The sequence below is a fragment of the Halococcus sp. PRR34 genome (assembly GCF_028617175.1).
GTDB lineage: Archaea > Halobacteriota > Halobacteria > Halobacteriales > Halococcaceae > Halococcus > Halococcus salifodinae.
In genome coordinates, this window is the sequence record NZ_JAQJDA010000001.1 from 531,860 (window position 1) to 548,602 (window position 16,743).

At 65.2% G+C, this 16,743-nt stretch carries 24 protein-coding genes; 13 read left to right on the plus strand and 11 right to left on the minus strand.

The window, feature by feature from the left end:
* Positions 1-87 precede the first annotated feature (87 nt).
* Both radB and PHA81_RS02780 read left to right on the plus strand, forming a co-directional pair.
* Positions 88-783 (plus strand): DNA repair and recombination protein RadB, encoded by a 696-nt coding sequence (radB, locus tag PHA81_RS02775; protein WP_273835173.1) that lies wholly within the window; start codon positions 88-90, stop codon positions 781-783.
* Between the two features lie 25 nt (positions 784-808).
* Complete coding sequence (locus tag PHA81_RS02780) at positions 809-1,054, plus strand: hypothetical protein (RefSeq protein WP_273835029.1); 246 nt, start codon at positions 809-811, stop codon at positions 1,052-1,054.
* Positions 1,055-1,136: 82 nt separating this feature from the next.
* Here PHA81_RS02780 and PHA81_RS02785 read toward each other — a convergent pair whose 3' ends face one another.
* Positions 1,137-2,279 (minus strand): CBS domain-containing protein, encoded by a 1,143-nt coding sequence (locus PHA81_RS02785; RefSeq protein ID WP_005045455.1) that lies wholly within the window; start codon positions 2,277-2,279, stop codon positions 1,137-1,139.
* A 94-nt stretch (positions 2,280-2,373) separates the two neighbouring features.
* Between PHA81_RS02785 and PHA81_RS02790 the strand changes: the two genes are divergently transcribed.
* From PHA81_RS02790 to PHA81_RS02810, 5 genes are all read left to right on the plus strand, one after another.
* Complete coding sequence (locus PHA81_RS02790; protein ID WP_273835032.1) at positions 2,374-2,694, plus strand: lycopene cyclase domain-containing protein; 321 nt, start codon at positions 2,374-2,376, stop codon at positions 2,692-2,694.
* Between the two features lie 73 nt (positions 2,695-2,767).
* Complete coding sequence (gene priS, locus PHA81_RS02795) at positions 2,768-3,946, plus strand: DNA primase small subunit PriS (protein ID WP_273835033.1); 1,179 nt, start codon at positions 2,768-2,770, stop codon at positions 3,944-3,946.
* Positions 3,943-4,887, plus strand: coding sequence for a hypothetical protein (locus PHA81_RS02800; RefSeq protein ID WP_273835035.1), 945 nt, complete (start codon positions 3,943-3,945; stop codon positions 4,885-4,887). The genes priS and PHA81_RS02800 overlap by 4 nt, the downstream gene beginning before the upstream one ends.
* A gap of 21 nt (positions 4,888-4,908) precedes the next feature.
* A complete protein-coding gene (locus PHA81_RS02805) occupies positions 4,909-5,118 on the plus strand; it encodes a hypothetical protein (RefSeq protein ID WP_273835037.1) in 210 nt (69 codons plus the stop codon).
* Between the two features lie 254 nt (positions 5,119-5,372).
* On the plus strand, positions 5,373-6,002 hold the full coding sequence (locus PHA81_RS02810) for a GNAT family protein (protein WP_273835038.1): 630 nt from the start codon (positions 5,373-5,375) through the stop codon (positions 6,000-6,002).
* Between the two features lie 66 nt (positions 6,003-6,068).
* Here PHA81_RS02810 and PHA81_RS02815 read toward each other — a convergent pair whose 3' ends face one another.
* Positions 6,069-7,439, minus strand: coding sequence for a geranylgeranyl reductase family protein (locus PHA81_RS02815; RefSeq protein WP_273835040.1), 1,371 nt, complete (start codon positions 7,437-7,439; stop codon positions 6,069-6,071).
* 139 nt (positions 7,440-7,578) lie between these two features.
* Here PHA81_RS02815 and PHA81_RS02820 point away from each other — a divergent pair, with 139 nt between their 5' ends.
* The 3 genes from PHA81_RS02820 (at position 7,579) to PHA81_RS02830 (ending at position 9,122) form a co-directional block, all read left to right on the plus strand.
* Positions 7,579-7,908: a 2Fe-2S iron-sulfur cluster-binding protein gene (locus PHA81_RS02820; protein WP_005045446.1), complete on the plus strand. Its 330-nt coding sequence runs from the start codon at positions 7,579-7,581 to the stop codon at positions 7,906-7,908.
* Between the two features lie 185 nt (positions 7,909-8,093).
* The gene (locus PHA81_RS02825) at positions 8,094-8,438 is read left to right on the plus strand and encodes a glutaredoxin domain-containing protein (protein ID WP_005045445.1); all 345 of its coding nucleotides are present in this window, start codon (positions 8,094-8,096) and stop codon (positions 8,436-8,438) included.
* Between the two features lie 93 nt (positions 8,439-8,531).
* Complete coding sequence (locus tag PHA81_RS02830; RefSeq protein ID WP_005045444.1) at positions 8,532-9,122, plus strand: hypothetical protein; 591 nt, start codon at positions 8,532-8,534, stop codon at positions 9,120-9,122.
* A 55-nt stretch (positions 9,123-9,177) separates the two neighbouring features.
* On the opposite strand, the gene PHA81_RS02835 is transcribed toward PHA81_RS02830, so the two are convergent.
* The 5 genes from PHA81_RS02835 to PHA81_RS02855 form a co-directional block, all read right to left on the minus strand.
* Positions 9,178-10,149 carry an ArsA family ATPase gene (locus PHA81_RS02835; RefSeq protein ID WP_005045442.1) on the minus strand — a complete coding sequence of 324 codons (972 nt, stop codon included), beginning with the start codon at positions 10,147-10,149 and terminating at the stop codon, positions 9,178-9,180.
* Between the two features lie 14 nt (positions 10,150-10,163).
* On the minus strand, positions 10,164-10,460 hold the full coding sequence (locus tag PHA81_RS02840) for a hypothetical protein (RefSeq protein WP_005045440.1): 297 nt from the start codon (positions 10,458-10,460) through the stop codon (positions 10,164-10,166).
* Between the two features lie 94 nt (positions 10,461-10,554).
* Positions 10,555-10,779: a hypothetical protein gene (locus tag PHA81_RS02845; RefSeq protein WP_049910350.1), complete on the minus strand. Its 225-nt coding sequence runs from the start codon at positions 10,777-10,779 to the stop codon at positions 10,555-10,557.
* Positions 10,780-10,891: 112 nt separating this feature from the next.
* The gene (locus PHA81_RS02850) at positions 10,892-11,299 is read right to left on the minus strand and encodes an SRPBCC family protein (protein ID WP_005045438.1); all 408 of its coding nucleotides are present in this window, start codon (positions 11,297-11,299) and stop codon (positions 10,892-10,894) included.
* Positions 11,300-11,313: 14 nt separating this feature from the next.
* Positions 11,314-11,634: a hypothetical protein gene (locus PHA81_RS02855; RefSeq protein ID WP_005045436.1), complete on the minus strand. Its 321-nt coding sequence runs from the start codon at positions 11,632-11,634 to the stop codon at positions 11,314-11,316.
* 118 nt (positions 11,635-11,752) lie between these two features.
* Here PHA81_RS02855 and PHA81_RS02860 point away from each other — a divergent pair, with 118 nt between their 5' ends.
* Together PHA81_RS02860 and upp are read left to right on the plus strand one after the other, a co-directional pair.
* Positions 11,753-11,932, plus strand: coding sequence for a hypothetical protein (locus PHA81_RS02860; RefSeq protein WP_005045435.1), 180 nt, complete (start codon positions 11,753-11,755; stop codon positions 11,930-11,932).
* 51 nt (positions 11,933-11,983) lie between these two features.
* Positions 11,984-12,658 (plus strand): uracil phosphoribosyltransferase, encoded by a 675-nt coding sequence (gene upp / locus PHA81_RS02865; protein ID WP_005045434.1) that lies wholly within the window; start codon positions 11,984-11,986, stop codon positions 12,656-12,658.
* A gap of 412 nt (positions 12,659-13,070) precedes the next feature.
* Here upp and PHA81_RS02870 read toward each other — a convergent pair whose 3' ends face one another.
* From PHA81_RS02870 to hisB, 4 genes are read right to left on the minus strand one after another with little or no spacing between them, the layout of a single operon-like run.
* Complete coding sequence (locus tag PHA81_RS02870; RefSeq protein ID WP_005045433.1) at positions 13,071-13,718, minus strand: YigZ family protein; 648 nt, start codon at positions 13,716-13,718, stop codon at positions 13,071-13,073.
* Positions 13,715-14,218, minus strand: a complete 504-nt coding sequence (locus PHA81_RS02875; protein WP_005045432.1) for a hypothetical protein — start codon at positions 14,216-14,218, stop codon at positions 13,715-13,717. The genes PHA81_RS02870 and PHA81_RS02875 overlap by 4 nt, the downstream gene beginning before the upstream one ends.
* Positions 14,219-14,270: 52 nt before the next feature.
* Positions 14,271-14,672 (minus strand): nucleotidyltransferase domain-containing protein, encoded by a 402-nt coding sequence (locus tag PHA81_RS02880; protein WP_005045430.1) that lies wholly within the window; start codon positions 14,670-14,672, stop codon positions 14,271-14,273.
* A gap of 24 nt (positions 14,673-14,696) precedes the next feature.
* Positions 14,697-15,281: an imidazoleglycerol-phosphate dehydratase HisB gene (hisB, locus tag PHA81_RS02885; protein WP_005045428.1), complete on the minus strand. Its 585-nt coding sequence runs from the start codon at positions 15,279-15,281 to the stop codon at positions 14,697-14,699.
* A 129-nt stretch (positions 15,282-15,410) separates the two neighbouring features.
* Between hisB and PHA81_RS02890 the strand changes: the two genes are divergently transcribed.
* Positions 15,411-16,664: a hypothetical protein gene (locus PHA81_RS02890; protein ID WP_005045426.1), complete on the plus strand. Its 1,254-nt coding sequence runs from the start codon at positions 15,411-15,413 to the stop codon at positions 16,662-16,664.
* Positions 16,665-16,743 lie beyond the last annotated feature (79 nt).

Here is a 16,743-nt window from a genome sequence, read left to right on the forward strand (position 1 = left end):
CTCACCCGGGTAGCGTGGCTGGGGGAAGGTGGGATGACCGACGAGGCCGATGGGTTCATTTTTGTTCGGCAGGCGCGAATCGAGGGTGTGAGCGATCCGATCTCGACGGGCTGTGCGACCATCGACGAGCTCCTCGGCGGCGGCCTGTCGCGCGGGGCCATCACACAGGTGTACGGCACGCCGGCGGCCGGCAAGACGAACATCGCGCTGTCGGCGGCGGTCGATGCCGCCGCCGACGGCGGGACCGTCTGCTATCTCGATACCGAGGGACTCTCGGCCGAGCGGTTCGAGCAGATCGCGGGGGCGCGCGATGCCGATCTCGGCGACCTCTCCTCGCGGATCGTGGTCTCCGAGGCGCTGGATTTCGGCGAGCAGGAGGAGGCGGTTCGGGACGCAGAACAGCTCGCCGAGCGCGCGTCGCTGATCGTGCTCGACAGTGCGACGGGGTTCTACCGCCTGGAGCGCACCACCGAGGACAGCGGCGAGACGCTTCGGCGGGTGGGTCGTCAGCTCACCCACCTGCTCGGGCTCGCGCGCCGGCACGATCTCGCGGTGCTCGTCACGAATCAGGTGTTCTCCGATCCGGAGTCCGACTCCGGTCGCGCGCGGCCACTCGGCGGTCACACGCTCGCCCACCTGACCGGCGTGATCGTCCGGCTCGAACGGTTCAGAGCGGGGAATCGCCGCGCGACGCTCGAAAAGCATCCCGCGAAGGCTGCCGGCGACACCGTTCGGTTCGCGATCACGGATACGGGCCTCGAAGGCGTCGAGGAGGACGTGTAGCGGCTGCGGAGGCGGATGCGGTGCGGTGGCGGATGCGGTGCGGTGGCGGTGCGGCCCTCGGTGGATGAAGGGCGAGGGCGCGAGTGAACGAAGTGAACGAGCGACCGAGGGCTTCGGCGGCGCGGTTGCGGTTTGTCGTGCGGTTGCGGGCGGTCCTCAGCGGATCGAGGGCGAGCGACCGAAGGGAGCGAGGGCTCGGGCGGTGCTGTGCGGGGCGGTTGCGGAGAAGGCTAGTGGATGTACCGCGAACGAGCGCCGTCGGCGCGAGTGAGCGGGGGTTTTTAGTCCAGGTTTTTGGACGGGGTTCGAGGCGAGCGAAGCGAGCCGAGGACCCCGTGTAAAAAAGTGGGTCTCTAGATCTGATTGAGCTTCCGGAGGAGCTGGCCCTGGCGTTCGGCGTCGCTCCGGATCCCCTTCTGTTCGAGGACGTTGCGTTCGAGCTTGTCGAGGGCGACTCGGAAGGCGCTGTCAGCGCCGTAGCCCTCGCCGGTGCCGGCGACCTGACCCTGATCCGTCCGGAGGCGGATCTGGGTCTGGATCAGCGGCGTGCCCCGGAGTTTCTCCTTGTGCTTGTGAAAGCGGACGTGAGCGTGCTGGACCTGCATCTCCTGGTACTTATCGGACACCTGGGTGATCGACTCGCGGATCGACTCCCGAGAGATGGTGTCCAGCAGGTCGATGTTGGTGATCTGGACGTCCATGTGGTCGTCCTCGGTGTAGCTGAGCGCGCGGAGGACGTCGGTCTTGGTGAGGACGCCGGCGACCGTCCGGTCGTCCTCCGGTGGCGTGACCACGACGCCGTTGTAGTCGTTCTCGAGCATCCTGTCGACCGCCTCGCGGACGGACGACTCGCCCTCGATCGTCGCCACAGGCGAACTCATCATGTCGTACACCGGGATGTCGAGCATCCGCTCGGAGTCGCCCGACCGGTCGCCCTCGGTGGGCTGGTCCATGCTGCGCACCACGAAATCGACGAGGTCGTGGGTCGTGACCATCCCCGTGAGGTAGCCTGCCTCGTTCTCGACCGGGAGTCGGGAGATGCCGTGCTCGCGGAGGAGGTTGATCGCCCGACCGACCTGGGTATCCTCGGTGACGGTGATGACGTCGTCGGTGTGGATCTGGTCGACGACGAGCGCGTCGAGGTGTTCGAGCACCGCTTCCAGGATCGCGTCGGCGGTGACGATCCCCCAGAGCTCGTCGTTCTCGAACACCGGTGAGACCTTGGTGTTGCCCTCGACGAGCATCCGCGCGACGTCCCGAACGTCCGCCGTGCGCTCGATGGTGGGGGCCGTGTCGGCGAGCGCACTCACCTTCGTCGAGTCCTCGACGTGGGACTGCATCAGCGCGCGTTGGGTTATCACGCCGGCGTACTCGCCGTCGTCGACGACGATGATCCCGCGCGGGTTCTGCTCCTCGAAGATCGCGCGCACTTTCCCGAGACGCTCGTCGCTCGTGACCTCGGCGTGGTCCGGGGTCGCGATGTCGGCAATATCCATCGTACTCACTCCACCACCTTCGCTGCCGGGGGTAATCAACACTTTGCCGAAACCCCCCACCACGCATTTGGTTCCCGGCGACCTACGAAACCGAATGCTACCGGATCTGCTGCCGGACATCGGCGTCTTCGGTCCCTATACGTATCTCGTGACCGAGGTGATCTTCGGCGCGCTCGCGCTCGGGTTGCTTTTCGTGACCGACGCACTCCGTCGCGCCGCGCGGACCGTCATCGCGCTCTACCCGATCGCATACTTCTGGGACTGGTACACCCTCGAAGTCGGCGTGTTCGAGATCCCGCTCCGGACCGGCGTCGAGTTTCTGTGGATTCCGATCGAGGAACACATCTTCATGATCGTCGTGCCGGCGCTGGTCGTCGGGATCCACGAACTCGTCAACGGGCCGCCGACCGACTGATCCACGATGCTCGGTATCCCCGCGGAACCGAGGCGGCAACGTTTTGCCGACGTTTCCCGAACGGGAGTGCCAGATGGAAGAGCGCACGCGTGCGTACCTCCGAGGGCGGTTCCGGGACCATTACCGCCGGACGGAGCCGACGCCGCCGCCTGACGCCGACGCGCGCGAGTGGGGGTACATCCCGTGGACCTCCAGTCCGGGCACCACGATGGTTCGGCACAAGTCGACCCTCGATCTCGGCGACTTCGGTGATTTCCTCGCGCGTGAGCGCCCGCGCCATATCTACTTTTCGGCGGGACGATACGACGACCCCGACGCAGGGAGCATGGACGAGAAGGGTTGGCAGGGCTCGGATCTCGTGTTCGACCTCGACGCCGACCATCTCCCCTCGGTGGAGCTCGGCGAGGACTCCTATGCAGAGATGCTCGGAAAGTGCAAGGACGCGCTCCTCCGCCTGCTCGACTTCCTCGAAGACGACTTCGACTTCCAGGAGCTCGACATCGTCTTCTCCGGCGGTCGGGGATACCACGTCCACGTTCGCGACGATGGAGTTCAGGACCTGGAGCGCGACGCCCGACGTGAGATCGTGGACTACGTCCGCGGGATCGGGCTCGATCTCGACGGCCTCATCGCCACGGAAGCAGTCGGCGGGACCGCCGGGCGGAAGAGTCCGGCCCAGAAGCGCACGCTCCGAACCGAAGGCGGATGGAGTGCGCGCGCGCACCGCCACCTCCTCGGGTTCGTCGACGACTTGCTCGCGATGGACGACGAGGCGGCGATCGCTCGCCTCCGCGAGTTCGACGGAATCGGTGAGGGGAAGGCCGAGGCCGCGCTGCGCGCCGCACGCACCAACTACGAGTCGATCGAGAAAGGAAATATCGACGTACATCCGGCCTTCTACGGCCTCGCACAGCGCCTGGTTCCCGAAGTCGTCGCGGCGGACAACGCCCCGATCGACGAGCCCGTGACGACCGACACGAACCGGCTGATCCGGCTGCCCGGCAGCCTCCATGGCGGGAGCGGCCTCCGTGTCGCGCCGATCGATCGCGATCACGTCGAAGCGTTCGATCCCCTCGTTGAGACGATTCCCGAGACGTTCCGTGGTCAGGAAATTTCGATCGAGCTCGACGAGGAACATCTGATCGAACTCGACGGCGATAGCTTTACACTCCCGGCGGGCAGACATGAGGTCCGTGAATACGTCGGCGTGTTCCTGATGGCACGCGGCCACGCCGAAAAGGGCGAAGAATGAACCTCGGAGATCTCCAATCCACACGGAGCAAGGAGCGTCAGAAGGACAGCCTCCAGCTTCTCCGTGAGGAGTTCTACGCCGAGGTGGGCGCGTTCGTCGAGGAGCTTCGCACGGAACGCGAGCGCGCGGCCGCCGCGGCCGACGATCCGTTCTCCGCGCCCGAGGTCCGCCGGCTGACCGACGACATCGAGACCGCCGAGAACACCGCCGAAGCGATCTACGAGCGCCGGGTCGGCAAGCTCGTCAAGCTCGCCAGCCTCGACGCCGCCGGGATGCCAGCCGACGAGGACGGACTCACGAGCGAGGAGCGCGAACTGTTCGAGACGCTCGTCGAGTCGATCGAGTCGAACCGCGCGCACGTCCTCGACGACGTGCTCGCCGGCGATGGCGACGCGGCCGCCACGGATGACGAGGCCGAGACCGACTCGCCGACCCCATCGGACGGGACGACGGGCCCGGCTCCGTCCGACGGGGTTCGCGCTGCTGGAGCCGGTAGCGACGATTCGAGCCCCGCCGAAACCGGCGCTGGTGTCGAGCCTGCCGGCACCGCCGAACCGGATGGTGGTGTCGAGGCTGTCGACGGAACAACTGGACGAACAGCACCGGGCGAGGCCGAGGGTGGCGTCACCGCGGCCGACGCGATGGGCAGCACGGCGGACACAACTGCCGACGCATCGATGAACGACCAGTCACCGACCGACGAGCCGCCGACCGAACCCGATCGCGCGCCGGCCGGGGCTGACGACGCGGGCGGCGAAACCGCCCAGCGGACGACTGACGACGACACCGACCGAACGACCGTCCGGATCACGCGCGACGTCGGCGAGATCATGGGCGTCGACGAGCGGACCTACCATCTCGCGAGCGAGGACGTGGTCACGCTTCCCGAAGTGAACGCCACCCCGTTACTGGAGCGCGATGCGGCCGAACAGCTCGAATAGCGTGGCAGTAGTGTGATACCGATGGACGGGGAATCGAGGACGGTCCGGATTCTCGGCCCCAACCGGCGAAACCTCGCCGCGCTCGCGGCCGTCGGGACGGTGCTCGTGGGGGCGTACACGCTCGTCTCGCACCCGGTCGTCCGGTACGGCGCGTGGCTCGTCGTGTTCACGGTCTGGATGCTGTGGTTCGTGCTCGCCGCGGTCCAGTGGCTTTCGATGGCAGATTTCTGAGCGATTCAACGAAAACGAGAAGAATAACCGACGGTATAGACATTATGCGGTTTCACGAAATGAACGCGGCGCAGCCGAGCAGTTCGATCGAGTTTCTACCGATTCAACTCCTCACCCAGTTTGGTGGTGAACCGTTCTGCGGTACAGACTCACGATTTGTACTATGAATAAAACATGTTTGAGTGTTTCGGTAGTCCTGTCTGCTACCGTCAACTCTTCTACCCTCTGAAATCAAGGAAGGATTGGCGGTAACAATGACACGGACACTCTTTCCACACCGGATCGAGACGGATCGACTCGTTTTCGAGCGACTTAGTCACGACAACGTGGATCCGTTCAAAATCTACGAGTTCGTTACCCACGACGATTGGCAGAACGAGGCAACCGAGCACATGCCGTGGTTTCGCTTTCAGCGACTCGATCAGGTCGTTGGCTTCATCGATAGAGCCGAACAGCGGTGGGCAGACCACGATGGAGCCAGATACCTCCTGCGTTCGAAAGACGAGGGAAACGAGATCATCGGAACTACTGCCTATGGCCCCGAGTGGGAGAAAAAGCGCGGTGGGTCGGGCATCGTGCTCGCGAAACGCTACTGGGGACGGGAGTACGGCGTCGAACGCGCCTCGGTATTCATCGAATTGACCTTCGAGCAATACGACCTTGAGGCCTACTATACGACATGTGCAGCCGACAACAAACCGTCTCGGCGGATGGTCGAAAAATACATCGAGAGGTACGACGGGCAACACGAGGGGTTGTTGCGCCAACACTCACCGCGACCGAACGGCGACGTGACTGACCAGCATCGATTTACCGTTCTCCGCAGCGAATACGAATCAGCAACAAACGAAACGGAAACATTGGCTTTCGAGATGGATTGGTAGACGAGTTGTGCAGAAGTGTCCGACCGAATCGTGGATTCGAAACTAGAAACCGTCGTCCGACCCTGTTCAGTACTTCGCGTCCGCGCCGGTGGTGGCGTAGATGACGTCCATCAGGCCGTCACGCTGGGCCTGCCACGCGTCGAACTCGTTCGGATGATCGGGGTACTCCTCGTAGTGATCGAGCAGGCGGTCGGCCTGGCCCTTCGTCTCGTAGAGATCGTAGAGTGTTCCCCAGTGGCCGAAGCTCTTGATCGCGGTCCGGAGTTTGAGCGCGAGACCGACGTTCGCGCTCCCCGAGTAAAGCGCGTCGGAGAGCTTCTCGGCGGGGAGTGTCGCAAGCAGTCCCATCAGGTCGTCGAGGCCGGTCGCGCCCACGAGGATGTTGTAGACGTCGAGCGCGGCGTAGCGCCCGCCGAAGTGGTCCATCACGCGCTCGTTGTACTCCCAGAGGCCGGCCTCGCTCGTGTCGCCGGTCTCGATCGCCTCGATCGCCGCCTCGCCCGCGTACTTGCCGGCGTAGGCCGCGCCCGCGATTCCTCCACCAGTAGTGGGGTTGACGTGGCCCGCAGCGTCGCCGATCGCCATGAAGCCCGGCGCGATCCCCGAGTCGTACGGCCGGCGCGTGGGGAGGGCGGCCCCGAGCTTGTCGACCACGGTCGCGTTTTTGAACTCCGGTCGAGTTCGGAGGTCGCGTTTGAGCGCGTCGACGAGTTCCATCGGCTCCTCGGCCATCTGGAACCCGAGTCCGACGTTGATCTGAGTACTCGTCCGCGGGAAGTACCAGAGATAGCCTGCGGCGCGCTCGGTTGGTTTGAGAACGAGTGCGTCGTCCCATTCGACGGGTTCGTCGACTTCGAGAACCTCGCGGTAGGCAGAGGAAAACTGTGAGTAGCTGACGTTGGTGTCGAAGGTCGCGTTGCCGAGATCGGCCTTGTCCTGGAGGATCGAGAGCGCGCCGGCGGCGTCGATCACCACGTCGCCACGGTACTCGACGGGATCGCCCTGGCGGGTGGCGCGCAGGCCCGTCACCCGGCCGTCGTCGTTCTGGATCACGTCCTGGACCACCGTGTCGTAGTGGATCTCCGTCCCCACCCGCTCGGCCCCGTCGATGATGAGTTTCCCGTACTCCAGGCGGTCGATGACCGCGAGCTCTCCTGGTACTGGGATGTCGAGGACGGCGTTCTCCTGAGGAATCTCGAACCGGCCGTGATCGACGTCGGTGTTGGTGAAGGCGGGTTCGATCGCGGATTTCGGGATCGCCTCGGGGAACGCGTCGGCTCCCTTGAGCGCGTCGCCGCAGGCGATGTGCCCCGCCTCTGCTTCGGGTTTCCGTTCGACGATCGTGACGTCGTAGCCCGCCCGTTCGATCGTCGCTGCGGCGTAGCAGCCACCGGTGCCAGCGCCGACGATGGCGACGTCCGGCTCGTAGGTCGTCATTGGTGAGTGGTTGCGGGGCGGGTGGAAAACTCTTCTCCAACGTTCCGACAGTCGCTCTCCCGGTGTCCGCTCGCGGTCGTGGGGTAGAACGTCAACGAGAGAGGTAAAGGATTTTATCGGGTCCCCACGCACACCGGGTATGACCGATCATACTGTGGAGTTCGTGGGCACCGGCGAATCGATCACCGTCTCCGAGAAGGAGACCATCCTGAGTCGGTGCATCGAGGAAGGGATCGCCCAGGAGTACTCCTGCCGTGTCGGGATGTGTCTCGCGTGCTCGGCCGAGATCCTCGACGGCGAGGTGACTCAGCCGGCGGCACGCGGCCTCTCCGATACAGAGTCCGAAGGGTACGCGCTGACCTGCATGGCCCGTCCGCTTTCCGATCTCAAACTCGACCGCGGGAAGTACCCGCCGAGCATCGAGGGCGACGCCATCGCTGGCGGCGAGCCCGCGTCGGCCGACGATTGAAAAGCGTCTGCTGGTCGGTGCCACTCGGTCACTGGCACGAATCAGACTACCGGTTCGGCTCATATTTGGGAAATTTGTCGCGCACGTCGTCCTCTTCGATGGTCTCACTACTGACGAGGTCGTTGGAGGGACGAGCACGATCCAGACGGCGACACGTCTTTGTGGCGACGGCGAGTAGGAAGGGTATGGCGTTTCAACGCGGCGACGACCTCGACCAGGAAGCGGTCAACGAACGCGTCGACACCGCCATCGACGAGCACGAGGTCGTCCTCTTCATGAAGGGAAACGAGCTGATGCCCCAGTGTGGCTACTCCGACCGCGCGCTCGGGCTCATCGGCCAGTATCGCGAGGAGTTCGAAACCGTCGACGTACTCGAATCGCTCGACGAGTATCGGGTCGCGCTCGAACGCCACAGCGGGTGGGAGACGACTCCGCAGACGTTCGTCGACGGCGAGTTCGTCGGCGGCAGCGACGTGCTCGCCGAACTCGACGAGCGGGGCGATCTCGAAACGACGCTTGTAACGGGGTGACTCCGTGGCCGAAAGACAGGGAATATACGTCCGGAGTGCGTACTTTCCGTCGGACGGGCAGCGTCGGCAGCACGCCCGACTGCCGGGAACACCATGACCAACTGCGTATTCCAGCTTCACTCCACGCTCGAACTGCCCCTCGAAGACGTCCACGAGTTCCTCGAGGACCCTGATCTCCCCGAGGGCGTCGAATCGATCGATTTCACCCGTCGGAACAACACGCTGATCGTTCGTGCGGTCGCCGCCGACGACTCCATCAGCAAGTACACCCCGACCGCCCAGCTCAAAGCCAGCGTGACCGAAAACCGGGTCTACGAGGAACTCCCCGAAGACGAGCAGCCACCCCACCCTGGCGGTCCCCAGTGGGGCGGCGGCCCGGGCGAGGACGAGGAACCACCGCCCTCTGAACTCGTCGAGTACGCCTGTTTCAAGGGCGATCGCGAGACCGTTCTCCAGAACACCGCGCTCCAGTACTCGATGTTCGAAGTGCTTCGCGAAATCGCCCGCATCGCCGAGAAAGGCACGCTGACGGCGATCGCCGCGGTCGACGAGGAGCTCGAAGCCACCCGGATCGTCGACGGTGAGGAGCGCCCTGCCTCCCTCGAAGTCGTCGAGGACCCCACCGAAGGCCCGGCTGCGAGCAAGGGCGTCGACTGGCGGAACAACGAGTTCATCTCCGAGTGAGGACGGTCCGCTTTTCGTCGATTGCTCCCGCGCGTGGCGTGAACCACCGTGTCGATTACTGCTCGCTGGCCGTAGCCACGGCCGCGATCTCGAGCTCGGCGGCGACCTCGTCGAGCAGGTCGCCTTTGACTTCCTCGACGCGCGTCTCGATGGTCGCCACCACCGGCTGGGCGAACTTCTCGTGGATCCGGGCGACGCGCTCGCGCTCGGTCGCACACCGTTCGCGGAGGTAGGTTCCGCCCCGGCCGTGTTCGTCGTCGTCGGGTTCGGGCGTCAGCCGGTTGACGACGAGGCCGCCGACGTCGAGACCGTACTCCGCGAGGTCGGCGAGCGCGTCGTCGGTTTCGCGGATCGAGAGCTCGTCGGGGTTGAGCACGAGGTAGAAGGTGGCCTCTTCGCGGAGCGTCCGCCCCGCGAACTCGAACATCTCCTTGCGTTCGCGCAGCCGCGCGATGATCGGGTCGTCGTCGAGCTGCCGGCGTGCCTCGCGGTCGCCGATCGCCGCGCGCTCGTAGAGGTCGATACTCGTGGTTCGCTTCTCGATGAGGCGGTCGATCCAGTCTTCGAGGAACTCGGGCAGCGAGAGCAGGCGGAGCGCCCCACCCGTGGGGGCGGTGTCGAACACAACGCGGTCGTACTCATCGGCGTTTTCCATCACGTCGATGAACCGGTCGAACAGCGCGGCTTCGTACGCGCCGGGAGTCTGGTGGGCGAGCTCGATCTGCTTGTCGATCTCGTTGACCATCGCGGGGCTGACCTGATCGGCGAGCGCGCGTTTGGTCTCCATCAGATGGTCGTCGACCGCCTCGTCGGGATCGATCTCCATCGCGTCGAGCCCATCGTGGCCCTCGACCGGACGAGGCTCGTCGCCGAAGGGTTGGTCGAACACGTCCGACGTGCTGTGGGCGGGGTCGGTCGAGACCACGAGCGTGGCGAGCCCCTCGCGCGCACACTTGAGTGCGTACGCGCTGGATACCGTGGTCTTGCCGACGCCACCCTTGCCGCCGAAGAAGACGAATTTCTCCATAGTGCTATCGAGTTTCAGAAGTGATACTGCTGGCCCTTGCGCTCGACGAGCGTGCCGCGATCCCAGAGCCGGCGCTCCCAGCCGGCGAACTCGTCGGCGAGATAGGGGAGCAGCTCGGCGGTGTAGTACGAGATCGGGCTCGGGATGCCGAACGCGTCGGCGAAACACGCGAGCATGAACACATCATCGGTGTCCTCGGCTTCCTTCTCGATCAGCTCGAACGCCGGTCCCTCTACCATCCCGTGATAGAGGCCGTGGAGCCACTTCTCGATGAGGTCCCGATAGGATGCGATCCGATCTGCGAGCGTCATGTGTGCTCACATGCCGCCCGTCTACTTAAACCGCTGCCGACTGCGGTCCGGTGGTCTGGTGGTCCGGTAGTCGGGTAGTGCTCCCGACTTCGACTCAACACGCACACCCGGTCGAAGAGGGCGAGCGTTCGAACTCCATCGCTGCCTCGCAGTCGGGGCAGTCCGGTGGATCGTCGCCCGCCACGTCGACGTCCCGGATCCGCTCGTCGCAGTCGTGACACCAGTACGCGCCCTTCGAGCCGTCGCCTTTCCCGCCGCCGCGGTTCGCGGACTCCGAGGACGCTTCCAGCATCTCGCTGACCGTGCCGAGGATACCCATACCGTTGATTCGATCGTGATGGACATAAACCCGCGCGTGATCGTGTGCCGTCTCCACACGACCGTATCCACACGCCAACTGTGCGCCAACTGCGGTCGGCCTCGAACCATCCTCACTCGATGGCGTTCGCGAGCTGCCGGAGTGCGCGCCGGAGTTCCCCGCGGCGCTTCCACGCGGCCACCCGGTCGGTGAGTGCGGGGAGGGGGAGGCCAGCGCTCACGCCGGAGGTCATTTCGATGCGGGTGCCCTCGTTTTCGGGGCGGTAGGTGACCGTGGTTTCGAGCGCCTCCAAGGGACCGTCACCGCGCTGTTCGTACACCAGACCGTCCTCGCGGGCCTCGAACGCGAGCGCGAACTCGACACCCCGGGAGCCGGCGATCACGAGCCAGCCGTCGTCGGTATCCTCCACCTCGTAGACGGTGAAACTCCCCTCGTACTCCACGAGCGACGCCGGGGTAAGCGCGCGCCCAACCGCCGCCGGGGTCGCTCGGACGAACCGCGACGCCGCCACTTCGCGCATGCCCCCCGTTCGGCTCACGGGACTAAAAGTGGCAGCGACAGCAACGCGAGCAGCGCGATCCCCACGATGATCGCGTAGAACAGCCGCCCGAGTCGCGCTTCGGCCGGAATCTCGCCCGCCAACTCGGGTCGCGCGGCGCTGACGAAGCGGTGATAGGCCGCTCCCGCACTGAACGAGAACACGAGCGTCGAAACGACGAGCCCCGCCGGTAGCGAGAGACCGAGCGCCATGCAGTAGATGGGACCGTACGAGAAGCTCACGAGGAAGGCGAACGACGCGACCACGAGAAACGGCACCGGGTCGACCGGTGTCCCGTGGCGATTGGTGAGCTTCACGCCGGCCGTTGGCGCTCGACCGTCTACATCCTGTCGCCGCCCGTGTCGGCTCTCAGTCGTCGATGACGGATCGGTGAACGGAACAGAACTAAGTCGGCGCGCCAACCATCTCGGGTGAATGGCCTCACAGGGTGACATCCGGGTGCTGCTCGTCATGGACCTCCTCCTCTCGGGGGTGTTCAGCGCCGTCGCGGTGTGGGGACTCTCCGTCGTCGGGCTGCTCGCGTTCTCGTGGCCCACGGTTGGGCTCGCCACCCTGCTGGTGGCCATGCTCACGTATATCGCGGTTCTACGGTGACGAGCGACGCGTGACGGATGATTTTATACCCTTCGGGAGAACTCGTCCAGTATGCCCATCGAGGACCGCGATCCCGCTTCGCTCATCACGCACGCGCTCGCCCGAGACACGCTCTCACGGCTCCGCAGCGTCGAAACCGAACAGGTCGCCTTCCGAAAAGGACTGGTGAAACTCGGTCGGATCTGTGGCTACGAGATCATCGACGGCGCGATGGAGACCGAGTACGTCTCGATCACGACGCCGCTGGCCGAAACCACCGGCGAACACGTCAAAGGTCTCGACGACGTGGTGATCGTGAACGTGCTCCGTGCGGCGACGCCGTTCGTCGAAGGCCTCCTGAAGGCGTTCCCACGCGCGAAACAGGGCGTCATCTCCGCCGGCCGCGACGAGTCAGCCGGGATGACCGACGGCGAGTTCCCGATCACGATCGACTACACCAAACTCCCCGAGATCACCGAAGACGACACCGTGATCGTCGCCGATCCGATGCTCGCCACCGGGAGTACGATGTGTCGGGTGCTGGAACACGTCCTTAAGGACGCACCCGAGCCCGAGGACCTGTTCGTGCTCTCCGCAGTCAGCGCGCCCTCGGGACTGCTCCGCGTCGGCGAACGCTTCCCCGAAGCCGACCTCCTCACGGTCAGCATTGACGATCGTCTCGACGACGACGGATTCATCGTTCCTGGTCTCGGCGACGCAGGCGACCGCGCGTTCCGCACGCAGTAAGCGTCCTCCTGCAACGAGTCTCGACGCTAATCCCCCCTCTGGATTTCGAGTGGAGACCCGACTTGCTCCGAGCAGCTATGGCCTCCCTATCTGTTCTTGGCGGCCGTTGGCGTGCGGGAGTGGTGCGAGGTGCGAACGTAGTAAGCACCTCGACTGCGAACGGGGAGCGGAGCGACCCGTGAGCACGCCGGAGGCGTGCGACTCGTGCGAGGTCTGCGCGAGCAACGCGAGCGCAGGCTCGTCAGAGCGAAGCTCTGACGGTGGATGAGCGAGCAGAGTGAGCGAAGCGAACGAAGCGAGTGAATCGGCTGGGGAGGGTGTGGCCTACGGTCATTCATTTGTCTCGGGATTCGCGGTCGCGACGTAGCTCGTGACTGAATTCGTGGTGAGGTTCACCGAACATCGAGCCTCGTCATTCTCCGTCCGTTCGGCCGTCCTCCTGACTCTCGTCGCCGGTATCGATCGCCGCCCGTCCGCTGGTCGCGCTCAGCACTCGCTCACGGAGCGCGTCGCGTTCCGCCACCGGTACACGAACCTGAAACGCGACTCGTTCGCCGTACGTCGCTTCGAACTCGACGTCCGACCCCTCGATGATCCCGCGGACGGTCCCCGAGTCGTCGTACTCGACCACGATCGAGACGGTCTCGTGGGGCTCCTCCGTGACGATGTCGGCCTCGTCGACTCCGAGCTTGACCGCGCGGCCGTAGGCCCGCGACAGCCCGCCGACCCCGAGGTTGGTCCCGCCGTAGTAGCGTGTGACGACCGCGACGACGTTTTCGAGCTCCTCGCGTTCTAAAACCGTCAGCGCCGGCTTGCCCGCCGAGCCACCGGGTTCGCCGTCGTCGCTCGCGTACTCTCTGAGTGGATCGGCGCGGACGCGGTAGGCGGGCACGTTGTGGGTCGCGTCCGCGTACTCTGCTTCAATCTCCGCGACGAACGCCTCCGCAGCGTCGACCGAGTCGGCAGGGGCGACGTGACCGAAAAAGCGCGATCCCTGGACCTCGAAGGCTGCCTCGCCGCGCCCCGCGACGGTCCTGTAGGTCTCGGCCGCGTCGCTCATTCGAGTTCGAGCTTCCGGACGAAATCGAACTCGCGGATTTCGGTCAGCACTGCGCCGGGCAGCGGCTCGTCGGTGATGATCGAGAGTCTGGGTTCGTCGGTGAACTCGGGGTCCTCGCTGATGGTCTGACGAACGGAGATATCGTGGGCCGCGATCGCGCCGGTGACGACCGCGACGATCCCCGACCGCTCGGCGTCCGCGACCGCCACCGTCAGCACCGAGAGGTCGAGCACCGGCGCGAGATCCTTGAGACTGGGGACCGCGGAGATGTTCCGGAAGATTGGACGGAGTTCGTCGTCCGCGAGCAGTGCGTCGGTGGTCGAGTCCACGACACGCCGATCGACCCCGATCTCGCTGGCGACCTGGGTGTTCGGGATCTCGATCCCACCCGAGACCACCCGGCCGTCGGCGTTGACCGAGAAGCCACGTTCGAGCAGCAGCCTGACGACTGCCTGCTGGCTCGGACTCCCCTCGAACTTCTCCATGATTTCGTCGAACATAGACGGAACTCGTGATCGTCCACGACAACATCCTCCCGGGACTTAAGTCGGTCTACTCCCGGCGAGCGTCCTTCGTCTCCGCCGGATCTGCGTGAATCTCGCTGCCGTTCGGCTCACTGAGGAGAACAATACCCTCCGCGCGCGCTCTGTCGGGCAGCGTCCGTTCGTCGCGCTCGCGGAACTCGTTGTACTCTTCGGGCGTATAGCAGAGCACGTCGACCGGGCCGTAGCGAGCGTGCTCCCAACGTTCGAGGATCGGCGCGGGACGTCGGTAGCCGGGAACGCCGGCGAAGTCGGCTGCGACGAGCAGCAGGTCGGTGTCGCTCGCCTCGGTCGCAGTCCCGCGGACCCGAGAGCCGAAGACGACGCCGAGTTCGATCGTGATTCCGGCATCCTCGATGACGGCTTCGAGGTGATCGCGGATCGCGTCGAGATGGACCGTGTGCTCGCTCATCGGTTCGCGTTCTCCGTGATGGCGTTATAGCGCGCCCTTGGTGCTTGGAGTGCCCTCACGGCGCTCGTCGGGACGGGTGGCGTCGTCCAGCGCGCGTGCAAGTGCTTTGAACAGCGCCTCGATCTCGTGGTGGGCGTTCTCGCCCTCGACGCCGGCGTGGAGAGTCAGCCCGGCGTTCATCGCGAGCGATCGACAGAAGTGGGCGGCCATCGTGCTCGTGAACTCACCGACCCGATCCTGAGAGAACGTGCCGTCGAACCGGAACAGCGGCCGGCCCGAAACGTCGACCACGACGCTGCCGATCGCCTCGTCGAGTGGCACCTTCCGGTCGGCGAACCGTCGAATCCCTGCCCGATCGCCAAGCGCCTCGTCGAACGCCTCACCGAGGGTGATCGCGACGTCCTCGACGGTGTGGTGGTCGTCGATGTGGAGATCGCCGTCGCAGGTCACGTCGAGATCGAACAGCCCGTGTTTCGCGAACGAGGCGAGCATGTGATCGAAGAAGCCGATCCCAGTCTCGACGGTCGACTCGCCGTCGCCATCGATCGTCAGCGAGATCTCAACGGTGGTCTCGGCGGTTTCGCGGGTCACAGTCGCGCTCCGCGTCATGCGCTCACCTACAGTCGGACGTACAAGGCGGTTGTGCTCCGCCCGTCGAATCGTGGCTGTCTCCGGTTGCCACGACCGTCGACAGCCGAACCAGAACCGGTATTTTCGTTCGTCACCAACGCGAGTCGAATGGAGCGCCGACGATACCTTCGGCTCGCTGCCGCCTCGTCGGTCGCGCTCGCCGGCTGCTCGGCGATCGAATCCGTCGGTGAGCCGGACAGTTCGTCACCGTCCGAAACCACGTCGACGGGATCGGCCACTGCTGCATCCGACGACACGGCCCCCGACAGTGCTGACAACGGAAGCGATCACGGCGTGTACGTCCAGCCGTTCGCGGAGTCGATGTACGTCGTCGGCAGGGGAGTTATGGGCGCTTCGGGCGGCACGACTGGCGGGACCGGGACGAACGCAGCGGACACGATAACCAGCGCGAGCCGGACGAACACGACGACCGCCGACACCACCGCGACGAGAACGACCGACGGGACCGACGCCACGCCGATCGCTGGCGACTACCGGTTCGCGCTGATGTACGCCGCTCCACACGTCTTCTGGACGGTCGACGGCGCAGAAACCACGAGACAGCCCATCGAGCAGGGTGACTCGCTGCATCTCATGAGCGTGGTGTGGGACCCGGAAACCGGGACGGTACTGCCCGACACGGGGCTCTCGGTCGAGATCAGTCGGGATGGCGACCTCGTGGGCCAGGAAGTGATCTATCCGATGCTCTCCCAGCGGATGGGGTTTCACTACGGCGCGAACTTCCCGCTGCCCGGTGACGGGAGCTACACCGCGACGCTCAGCGTGGGCGGAACGGGGGTCCGACGGACGGAGGCGTTCGCTGGGCGGTTCGCGGAGCCGGCGAGCGTCACGATCGAGTTCTCGTTCACCCAGACGACGCGCGAGCAGGTCGTCTCGCCGAAGGCCCCACGAGCCGGCGAGCCGGGCGCGATCGCACCGATGGAGACGAGTACAGTCCCGTCGGCGGTCGCCCCGACGAAATCCGAGCTGAGTGGGGCGTTCATCGGTCGTGCCACGAGCGGCGACGCGGTGTTTCTCGTTACCCGACTGTCTCCGGACGAGAGCCCACTCGACGACGGTAGTCCGTACCTCACGGTGTCGGCGCGGACGCCGTACAACAGTTTAGTGCTCCCCGCGATGGCGCTCTCGGCAACACTGAAACGCGACGGGACCACCGTCTTCGACGGGCCGCTGAAGCGCACGCTCGATCCCGACCTCGGCTACCACTACGGTGCGAGCGTCGAGAGCGCACAACCGGGCGACCGACTCACGATCTCGGTCGCGACGCCGCCCCAGGTCGCCCGCCACGAGGGCTACGAGAACGCATTTCTCGACATGCCCAAAATGAGCGTGACGCTGTAAAGAGATGAACACTATTGGGGTCAGAGCGGTACCGAGCGTGTCTTTCGTAGGCTGAAACGGCGTACTCCTCCGTTCCGAT

What these genes read in the sequence shown, in the direction of transcription:
- PHA81_RS02785 (WP_005045455.1), bottom strand. Translation starts at nt 2,279, where the DNA reads ATGGATATTGCCGACATCGCGACCCCGGACCACGCCGAGGTCACGAGC.
- PHA81_RS02790 (WP_273835032.1), top strand. Translation starts at nt 2,374, where the DNA reads ATGCTACCGGATCTGCTGCCGGACATCGGCGTCTTCGGTCCCTATACG.
- priS (WP_273835033.1), top strand. Translation starts at nt 2,768, where the DNA reads ATGGAAGAGCGCACGCGTGCGTACCTCCGAGGGCGGTTCCGGGACCAT.
- PHA81_RS02800 (WP_273835035.1), top strand. Translation starts at nt 3,943, where the DNA reads ATGAACCTCGGAGATCTCCAATCCACACGGAGCAAGGAGCGTCAGAAG.
- PHA81_RS02805 (WP_273835037.1), top strand. Translation starts at nt 4,909, where the DNA reads ATGGACGGGGAATCGAGGACGGTCCGGATTCTCGGCCCCAACCGGCGA.
- PHA81_RS02810 (WP_273835038.1), top strand. Translation starts at nt 5,373, where the DNA reads ATGACACGGACACTCTTTCCACACCGGATCGAGACGGATCGACTCGTT.
- PHA81_RS02815 (WP_273835040.1), bottom strand. Translation starts at nt 7,439, where the DNA reads ATGACGACCTACGAGCCGGACGTCGCCATCGTCGGCGCTGGCACCGGT.
- PHA81_RS02820 (WP_005045446.1), top strand. Translation starts at nt 7,579, where the DNA reads ATGACCGATCATACTGTGGAGTTCGTGGGCACCGGCGAATCGATCACC.
- PHA81_RS02825 (WP_005045445.1), top strand. Translation starts at nt 8,094, where the DNA reads ATGGCGTTTCAACGCGGCGACGACCTCGACCAGGAAGCGGTCAACGAA.
- PHA81_RS02830 (WP_005045444.1), top strand. Translation starts at nt 8,532, where the DNA reads ATGACCAACTGCGTATTCCAGCTTCACTCCACGCTCGAACTGCCCCTC.
- PHA81_RS02835 (WP_005045442.1), bottom strand. Translation starts at nt 10,149, where the DNA reads ATGGAGAAATTCGTCTTCTTCGGCGGCAAGGGTGGCGTCGGCAAGACC.
- PHA81_RS02840 (WP_005045440.1), bottom strand. Translation starts at nt 10,460, where the DNA reads ATGACGCTCGCAGATCGGATCGCATCCTATCGGGACCTCATCGAGAAG.
- PHA81_RS02845 (WP_049910350.1), bottom strand. Translation starts at nt 10,779, where the DNA reads ATGGGTATCCTCGGCACGGTCAGCGAGATGCTGGAAGCGTCCTCGGAG.
- PHA81_RS02850 (WP_005045438.1), bottom strand. Translation starts at nt 11,299, where the DNA reads ATGCGCGAAGTGGCGGCGTCGCGGTTCGTCCGAGCGACCCCGGCGGCG.
- PHA81_RS02860 (WP_005045435.1), top strand. Translation starts at nt 11,753, where the DNA reads ATGGCCTCACAGGGTGACATCCGGGTGCTGCTCGTCATGGACCTCCTC.
- upp (WP_005045434.1), top strand. Translation starts at nt 11,984, where the DNA reads ATGCCCATCGAGGACCGCGATCCCGCTTCGCTCATCACGCACGCGCTC.
- PHA81_RS02870 (WP_005045433.1), bottom strand. Translation starts at nt 13,718, where the DNA reads ATGAGCGACGCGGCCGAGACCTACAGGACCGTCGCGGGGCGCGGCGAG.
- PHA81_RS02875 (WP_005045432.1), bottom strand. Translation starts at nt 14,218, where the DNA reads ATGTTCGACGAAATCATGGAGAAGTTCGAGGGGAGTCCGAGCCAGCAG.
- PHA81_RS02880 (WP_005045430.1), bottom strand. Translation starts at nt 14,672, where the DNA reads ATGAGCGAGCACACGGTCCATCTCGACGCGATCCGCGATCACCTCGAA.
- hisB (WP_005045428.1), bottom strand. Translation starts at nt 15,281, where the DNA reads ATGACGCGGAGCGCGACTGTGACCCGCGAAACCGCCGAGACCACCGTT.
- PHA81_RS02890 (WP_005045426.1), top strand. Translation starts at nt 15,411, where the DNA reads ATGGAGCGCCGACGATACCTTCGGCTCGCTGCCGCCTCGTCGGTCGCG.